Origin of the sequence: Lysobacter sp. 1R34A, assembly GCF_051217035.1 — a bacterium.
Classification (GTDB): domain Bacteria; phylum Pseudomonadota; class Gammaproteobacteria; order Xanthomonadales; family Xanthomonadaceae; genus Lysobacter.
This window is the reverse complement of sequence record NZ_JBPKJP010000208.1, coordinates 1-1,107: the sequence shown is the minus strand read 5'-3', so window position 1 is coordinate 1,107 and position 1,107 is coordinate 1. Positions and strand designations below refer to the sequence as shown.

Below are 1,107 nucleotides of genomic sequence, written 5' to 3'. Positions count from 1 at the left end.
CGCAGGCGCCGCGCGAGCCGCGCCCGGTCGCGGCCGCGCCGAGCGTCGGCGCCGAAGGCGATATCACCGTCGAGCGCGGCCAGACCCTGTCGGCGATCGCCGCGAGCGTGGCCGGCGAGAACACGCTCAACCAGACCATGATCGCGCTGCTGCGGGCCAATCCCGAGGCCTTCATCGGCGGCAACATCAACCGCCTCAGGCAGGGCGCGGTGCTGCGCCTGCCGCCGGGCAACCAGCTCGATGCGATCGATCCGCGCGAAGCCAGCGAACTGGTGCGGGTGCAGGTCCAGCAATGGCGCCAGGCCCGCCAGCCGGTGCCGCAGCCGATCAGCCTGGAGTCGGACGCGGTCGCGAAAGCGCCGGTGGCTCCGGCCGCGCAGGGCGGCGCGGCCTCGCGCGGCAACGACGCGCGTCTTGAAATCGTCCCGCCGGGGGCCAGCCAAGCCACCCAGGCGGGCGCACAGTCCGGCATCAGCGCCGGAGGCGAGGGCAGCATGGTTCGACAGGAGATTCAGCAGGCCAACGAGGTCATCGCCGCGCGCGACGCCGAACTGGCCGACCTCAAGAGCCGGGTCGCCGAGCTGGAGCAGTTGCAGACGCAGCAGCAAAAGCTCATCGCGATGAAGGACAGCGAGCTGGCCGCGAGCCAGCAGCGCCTGGCCGAGAACCAGGCCCGCAGCGAGGGCGGCTCGCCGTTGCCATGGGTATTCGGCAGCCTCGGCGTGCTGGCCTTGCTGATCGGCGGCTGGGTGTTGAGCCGCCGCGAACCCAAGAAGCCGAGCTTCCGCGCGCCGGCCACGACGGCCGATGCGCCGGCCCGCAGCGGCAGCCAGGAGCGCGTCGCGGCCGATACCGGTCCGGGCTCCGGCGCCACGGCCGATTCGCTGCGCCGCCGTCCGGAGTCCGCCGTCGTGGTCGACCCGGTTGCGCAACTGCTCGGCGAGCCCGAGGCCGACCGCGCCGCGGGCGCCGAACCGATCGCCGCGCCGTTCTGGACCGCGCCCAAGGCCGAGGTGGGTTCGCGCGCCAAGGTGCCGACCTGGCATGCAGCCGATGTCCGTACCGCGCCGGCCCCGAGCGCCGCCGCCGTTGCTGCGCCGCAGGCCG

Annotated in this window: 1 protein-coding gene; it reads left to right on the top strand. The window is 74.1% G+C overall.

The genetic code is table 11. The features are described from left to right. The coding region (locus ACSAMQ_RS20570) for a FimV/HubP family polar landmark protein (protein ID WP_435397436.1) at nt 1–1,107 on the top strand (1,107 nt) is incomplete at both ends.